Raw genomic sequence first — 6,213 nt, forward strand, 5'->3', positions numbered from 1 at the left:
CGCACCGAGGTGCGGGCCGTTTTTTGCGGTGCGATCAGTGCGCGGGCGTGCACACGACCGGCAGCTCGCGGTGGCCGTTGGCGATGAAGGATTCCAAGGGCCGCAACTGTTCCGGCGGCACGGCCAGGGACAGCTCCGGGAACCTGTCGAACAGGGCGGGCAGCGCAATACCTGCTTCCATTCGGGCCAGCGGTGCGCCCACGCAGAAGTGCGGGCCGTGCCCGAAGGTGAGGTGGCTCTTGTTCGGACGTGCGATGTCGAAGCTGTCGGCGTCTTCGCCCTCGTAGCTCGGTTCGCGGCTGGCGGCCCCGTAGGCGGCGACGATGGCTTCGCCCTTGCGGATCTTGATGCCGTCGAGCTCGATGTCCTCGACGGCGTAGCGCAGCGGCAGGTTCGCCACCGGTGCCTGCCAGCGCAGCGTTTCCTCGATCACGTCGTCCCAGGTGTGCTGCCCGGTGCGGACGAGTTTGAGCTGGTCGGGGTGGGTGAGCAACGCGGTGATGGCGTGGTCGAGCAGGTTGACGGTGGTCTCGTGGCCGGCGGAGATCATCAGCAGGAGGGTGTCGACGAGTTCGGCCTCGGTGAGCCGGGAACCGTCCTCATCGCGGGCCGCGATGAGACCGCTGGTCATGTCGTCGCCGGGCGTTTTCCGCTTGAATTCGACGAGATCCCGCAAGATCGCGTAGAGGTCCCGCTGCACGACCTGCGCTTCTTCCGGCGTGATGGTGGTGTTGAAGATCCCGTCGACGCACCGCCGCAGGTCTGGCTTGCTGTGGTCGGACACCCCGAACAGTTGGCTGATGACCTCGATCGGCAGCGGATAGGCGAATTTCTCCCGCAGGTCGACCGGTTCTCCCGGCGGTGCGGCGGCGAGGTCGTCGATCAGTTCCTTGGTGACCTGCTCGATGCGGGGCCGCTGGGCTTCGGTGCGACGTGCGGTGAAGGCTTTGGAGACCAGCAGTCGTAGTCGGGTGTGTTCCTTGCCGTAGGCGGTGAACATGTTCTGCACGGATACCCAGATGTGCAGGGGCCAGTCTTCGGAGATCTCACCGTTGATGTACCGCGGCCAGTGCTGGCGCGGGTCCTTGGACACCCGCGGGTCGGTGAGCAGCTTGCGGAGCAGATCCGAGCTCGTTACCGCCCACGCAACCACTTTGCCGGGTAGTTCCACCAGCGTTGCTGGCCCTCGCTGTCGTAGGTGCGCGGCTTCGGCTTGGATGTTTCCGCCGGTCGGGTCGAGGACGTAGGTACCGGACTCGTGCTCCATTGGCCGTCTCCAATGCTGTCGGGTTGAACCGGTGCGGAAGGCGGAGGAAAACGGACGGGTAGTGCTTCCAGTGCGCGGTGGAACGGACCGGGACGCCATTTCAGGGTGTCGGCTGGCACCGCGAGTTCGATGTCGGGCAGCCGGTCGAGGAGTTTTTCGATTGCCGCGGAGGCGATCACGCGAGCCATCCGCTGCGCTGGTGTCGGGCAGGTGTGCGGACCCGCGCTGAAGGCGAGGTGCGCGCGATTGCCGACCCGGCCGTGCCCGGCGACCAGGGTCGGGTCGGTGTTGGCGGCGGCGAAGCTGATCAGGACCGGTTCGTCGGCGGGTACCGGGTTCCCGCCGATCTGCGCCTCCTGCACGGGGTAGGTGGTGCCGTAGTTGGCCATCGGCGGATCGGTCCACAGGACCTCGTCCAGCGCTTCTTCGACGGGCAGGCTGCCACCGGCGAGGTCGCCGCCGAACCGGTCGTCGGACAGCAGCAGCCGCAGCGTGTTGGCGATCAGGTTCTGCTGGGGCTCGCATCCGGCGCCCATCAGGACCAGGTGCTGGTGGACCAGTTCTTCGTCGGCCAGTCGCGCCGGGTGCTCCATCATCCAGGACGCCACGTCCGCCGCGGGTTGAAGGCGTTTGAGCGCGACCAGTTCGCTGATGGCCGTGACCAGTTCCTCGTTGGACTTCTCTGCGTCGATGCCGTCGAAGATGCCCATCATCCCGGTCAGGATGCGATCTCCGATGGCTGGCGGGGTACCGCACATCCGGTTGAGTACGAGCAGCGGCAGGATTCGCGCGTACTGGAGGAGGAGATCGGCCTCCCCGGCGAAGGCGAACTCGTCGATGAGGGTGTCGGCGCTGGTCTCCACGTAGGACCGGATGTCCCGGACGTCGACCCGGCCGAGGCTGTCGCTCATGGCTTTGCGCAACCGGGTGTGCACGGCACCGTCGGTGAACAGGCAGTTCTGCCGGTACATCATCATCGGCAGCACCGGGCAGTCCGGTGGGACTTTCTGCTGCCAGCGGCGCGGATCCTTCGGGAACGTGGCGGGGTCGCGCAGGACTTCGAGCGCTGCCTGGTAGCTGGTGACCAGCGTCGCGGGGATTCCCGGTGCGATTTCCACCGGCGCGGTCGGTCCGTGGCTGCGCAACTGGGCGTAGATGCGGCGGGGGTCCGCGGCGAATTCCGGCCCGTACAAGGGAGTTCGGCCGTTTTGCCCGGAATGTTCCGAGGTGTCCTGCTCGGTGGAGTGGGAGGTCACGTGTGCTGCTCCTGCTTGGTGCGGTGGAGGTGTTCGACGAGCGCGATCAGCGCTCGCGTCGATGAGGGCTGATCGCGGGCATCGCAGGTGACCAGTGGGGTCTCCGGGCTCAGGTCGAGCGCCTCGCGCAGCTCCGCGTTGCTGAAGACGGGCGCGTCGTCGAAGTGGTTGATGGCCACCGCGTAGCGCAGCCCGACCTCCTCGACGAGGTCCATGACCGGGAAGGAGTGCTCCAGGCGGCGGGTGTCGGCGAGCACCAGGGCGCCGAGCGCGCCGTGGGCGAGGTCCCGCCACAGCGGGGTGAACCGGTTCTGCCCTGGAGCGCCGAACAAGTACAGCACCAACCGGTCGCTGAGGGTCAGTCGGCCGAAGTCCATCGCGACCGTCGTGGTGGTCTTGTCCGGAACTCCCGCCAGGTCGTCGACGAGCTCGCTGGCCTGCGTCATCGTCTCCTCCGTCCGAAGTGGACGGATCTCCGACAGGGTGCCGACGAACGTGGTCTTGCCAACCGCGAAATGGCCTGCGATCAACAGCTTCGTCGCTGCCTGGACCGTGTTGCGCAGGTATATGTCGTCACAGGCGGGCGCGTAGCCCATCCAGCACCTCCTGCAAGATGTCGAGGTTCGGCGCATCCGGTTGGGCCCGAGGCGTGCGCGTGGTGATGTGGCCGCTGTCCAGCAGGTCGCCCAGCAGGACCTTGGTGACGCTGATCGGCAACGCCAGGCGTCCGGCGATCTCGACCACCGACAGCGCGCCACCGCGGCACAGCCGCATCACGCGTTGTTGTTCGGGGCTGAGACCGAGGATCTCGTTGCGAGCCGCGGTGACCAGGGTGACCAGATCGAAGGTGTTGCGCGTCGGGTGGGCGCGTCCGCCGGTGACCACGTGCGGCCGCACCAACGCCCGTTCGCGCGGGTCCGGGCTCATGCCGACCCACCGACGCCGGTCCGCTGCATGGCCGTCAGTTCTTTGCCCAGTCGCTGGACCAGTTCCATCAGCCGGTGGGTCATCGTCTCCACGTCGATCCGCTCGGTGGCCGAAGCGGCGACGTACGCGCGCGGGCCAGCGGCGACGAGGAACACGTAACCGAAGTCGAACTCGGTGATGGTCTGCTGCCACGGCATGTCGGGGTTGCCGCAGAACTCAGCGGTGGAGCGGGCGAGCGATTGCAGCCCGGACATCGCGGCGGCTTGGCGTTCCGCGTCCTCGCGACTGATGTTCTTCGAGTGGGCCATGAGCAATCCGTCGGCGGAGAGCAGGATCGCGTGCTTCGCCTCCGGCATCCGCAGTGCTTCGTCGAGCATCCACCCCAGGCTGTTGTGCTGGCTCTCATTCATGGCGCGGTTGTTCCTTCGTCGTTGTTCGGTCGACTTCTCGCGGGTTCGGTGCGGCCGGATCGCGTGCCGCGTTGCCATGCCCCCATGCCTTGTGCGCGGCCTCGGCCCCAGGTGGGGGTCGGGATGGACTCGGTCGGCGCGTCCGCGACCGATGTGGTGCTCGACTTCCGGCGTCGTTTCGGCAGCCCGCCCGCGGTGCGCGGCGTCGGGGCCTCCTCGACGGGTGCTTCGTCAGCTGGCGGCACCGCTGCTGGCCGCGTTTCCACTCGGGTGAGCAGTTCGTTGGGCAGGAACACCACCGCGCGCATGCCGCCGTAGGGCGAGGACGCCTCGACGAAGACCTTGAACCCGTAGCGGGCGGCGAGCACGCCAGCGAGTGCGAAGCCGATCTGCGGCGGGTCTCCCAGCCGGTTGATGTCCGGGGCCGCCTGCGCCGAGAGCAACGACTGGGTGCGCTCGCGCTCCTCGGCGTTCATGCCGACCCCGGCGTCGTCGATCACGATGGAAATGCCGTTGTGCGCGGGCTGGAAGTGCACTTCGACCGAGGTGTTGGGCTGCGAGTAGCGCGCGGCGTTGTCCAGCAGCTCCGCCAACGCCAGCACCACCGGCTCGACGGCGCGGCTGACCACGGCCATGTCGACCTGGGTGTGCACCTTGACCCGCAGGTAGTCCCGGATCCGGGAGGTGCCACCGCGCACCAGGTCGATCAGCGGCGAGGCCGCCCGCTGCTGTCCGGGCCAGGATCCGCACAGCACCGCGGTGGCTTGCGCCCGGCGGGCCAGCTGCGAGTTGGCGTGGTCGATCTTCAGCAGGTCGACCAGCACTTCGGGATCGTCGTGCCGGTGCTGCATTTCCGTGATGACCAGCTGCTGCTCGTTGGCCAAGCTCTGCACGCCGCGCATCGTCGAGGTCAGCGTCGCTTTCGCGGCGCGGTCGGCGCGCTGCTTGGTCTCCGCCGCGAAGTTGGTGAACAGTTCGATGACCGAGTCCAGCTTCGCCGCGTACGGCGTCCCGGCGAGCTCCTGGTGGAACAGGCCAGGTACTTCGACGGGGACACCGTTCAGGGATTCCACCAGCGCCGGGAGGCGGTGCGTGACCAAGTGAGCTGCTTCCTGGTCACGGGTGCGGAGTTGGGCCCTGATTCGCTGCTGGCGCAGGTATGTGACCAAGAGGGCTAATCCGATTGCCGCAATCGCAATCCACAATGCCACGTCCACTTAGGAGCGCTCCGTTACATATTCGTAACAACCAACGGCAGTTGTCCAGCGAGCGCAGCACGCTACCACTCCGCAGCGCCGCGCGGCTGCGATGGCAAACAAGGGACAACAACGAGGAAGGCGGTCACAGCGCGTTGCACTTCTTGGTCTCCCATTCCGAGCGGTTGCTGCATTCGGGTGTGCCTGCGCGGGAATTGGTGCCGCGCTGTCCGCAGACATTCTGGATGTTGATCTCCCGCGCGGGGCCAACATAGCGGAAAGAAGCCAACGTGGAGTCGTGAGTGGCAATGGTCGTAACGCTCACGCCGACGATGCGACGAAGGCTCGGACCGCGACACCCAGGTCGGTGCTCTCGCTGATCCTCCGGAGCTGGGCGCGTTCGGTATCGGTGAGCGGTAGCGACCGCGTCAAAGCGGTGGCGTACGTGAGCGCGGCGAGCAGCAGCAGTCGGTTGTCCGGACCGAGTTCGTTGCGGGCGAAGGCTCGAAGCTCGCCCAGCGCCGCGTGCCACACATCGGGGTTCGGGTAGTAGCGCTGCCGCGGAAAGACACCGAGCGTCCGCTTTTGCACGCATCTCGCGTAGTCCCGGTGCATGAGCGAGGCGCGATGCGTGGCCAGGGCAGACGCCTTCCCGGCGCGGATCGGCGACCGGGCCAGGATGTACTTGTGCGCTGGCACGGGCTTGTTCCTGGCGCCCGCGAAGGACCGCAACACCGCCAGTCCACCGTCGAACCACGCCAAACCGGTCGGCCGCACGTCGAGGATCCGCACCTGCCCGCCGAAGATTTCAACGCGCTGCCAAAGAACGAAGTCCGCCAACTCGGCTGCCCCGGCGTAGTCACCCGAGAAGACGCACCCGCCATCGAGCTCGTGCGCCAACAACACGAACTGCTCGGACACCGAAAGGCTCACGCCTGCCATGGTGCATCACCGGGACCTGCGGTGGGGGGGGGGGGGGGCGGGGGGGGGGGGGGGGGGGGGGGACGCCCCCCCCCGGGGGGGGGGGGGGGGGGGGGGGGGGGGGGGGGGGGTGTTGGGGGGGGGGGGGGGGGGGGGGGGGGGGTCGCCTGGCGGCGTGAGGCCTCCGGCTGGGGTTGGGGTGTTGATCTTTTGTTGATGGGGGTGGGGGTTTGGTG

General features: G+C 67.7%; 8 protein-coding genes. All 8 read right to left on the minus strand.

All coding sequences use genetic code 11. From position 1 onward, the window contains the following. Positions 1–34 precede the first annotated feature (34 nt). The gene (locus MOQ72_RS39970; RefSeq protein WP_242191188.1) at positions 35–1,153 is read right to left on the minus strand and encodes a cytochrome P450 family protein; all 1,119 of its coding nucleotides are present in this window, start codon (positions 1,151–1,153) and stop codon (positions 35–37) included. After that, positions 1,135–2,523 carry a cytochrome P450 gene (locus MOQ72_RS39975; protein ID WP_242191180.1) on the minus strand — a complete coding sequence of 463 codons (1,389 nt, stop codon included), beginning with the start codon at positions 2,521–2,523 and terminating at the stop codon, positions 1,135–1,137. The genes MOQ72_RS39970 and MOQ72_RS39975 overlap by 19 nt, the downstream gene beginning before the upstream one ends. Further along, a complete protein-coding gene (locus tag MOQ72_RS39980; protein WP_242191181.1) occupies positions 2,520–3,119 on the minus strand; it encodes a GTP-binding protein in 600 nt (199 codons plus the stop codon). The genes MOQ72_RS39975 and MOQ72_RS39980 overlap by 4 nt, the downstream gene beginning before the upstream one ends. Next, complete coding sequence (locus MOQ72_RS39985) at positions 3,097–3,450, minus strand: DUF742 domain-containing protein (protein ID WP_242191182.1); 354 nt, start codon at positions 3,448–3,450, stop codon at positions 3,097–3,099. Before MOQ72_RS39985 ends, MOQ72_RS39980 begins: the two co-directional genes overlap by 23 nt. After that, a complete protein-coding gene (locus MOQ72_RS39990; RefSeq protein WP_242191183.1) occupies positions 3,447–3,860 on the minus strand; it encodes a roadblock/LC7 domain-containing protein in 414 nt (137 codons plus the stop codon). The genes MOQ72_RS39985 and MOQ72_RS39990 overlap by 4 nt, the downstream gene beginning before the upstream one ends. After that, complete coding sequence (locus tag MOQ72_RS39995) at positions 3,857–4,960, minus strand: ATP-binding protein (protein WP_242191184.1); 1,104 nt, start codon at positions 4,958–4,960, stop codon at positions 3,857–3,859. Before MOQ72_RS39995 ends, MOQ72_RS39990 begins: the two co-directional genes overlap by 4 nt. A 241-nt stretch (positions 4,961–5,201) precedes the next feature. After that, a complete protein-coding gene (locus tag MOQ72_RS40000; protein WP_242191185.1) occupies positions 5,202–5,381 on the minus strand; it encodes a hypothetical protein in 180 nt (59 codons plus the stop codon). Further along, a complete protein-coding gene (locus MOQ72_RS40005) occupies positions 5,378–5,989 on the minus strand; it encodes a GPP34 family phosphoprotein (protein WP_242191186.1) in 612 nt (203 codons plus the stop codon). Before MOQ72_RS40005 ends, MOQ72_RS40000 begins: the two co-directional genes overlap by 4 nt. Between the last annotated feature and the right edge of the window lie 224 nt (positions 5,990–6,213).

The organism is Saccharopolyspora soli, from assembly GCF_022678645.1.
GTDB classification, from domain to species: Bacteria; Actinomycetota; Actinomycetes; order Mycobacteriales; family Pseudonocardiaceae; genus Saccharopolyspora; species Saccharopolyspora soli.

What these genes read in the sequence shown, in the direction of transcription:
- MOQ72_RS39980 (WP_242191181.1), bottom strand. Translation starts at nt 3,119, where the DNA reads ATGGGCTACGCGCCCGCCTGTGACGACATATACCTGCGCAACACGGTC.
- MOQ72_RS39985 (WP_242191182.1), bottom strand. Translation starts at nt 3,450, where the DNA reads ATGAGCCCGGACCCGCGCGAACGGGCGTTGGTGCGGCCGCACGTGGTC.
- MOQ72_RS39990 (WP_242191183.1), bottom strand. Translation starts at nt 3,860, where the DNA reads ATGAATGAGAGCCAGCACAACAGCCTGGGGTGGATGCTCGACGAAGCA.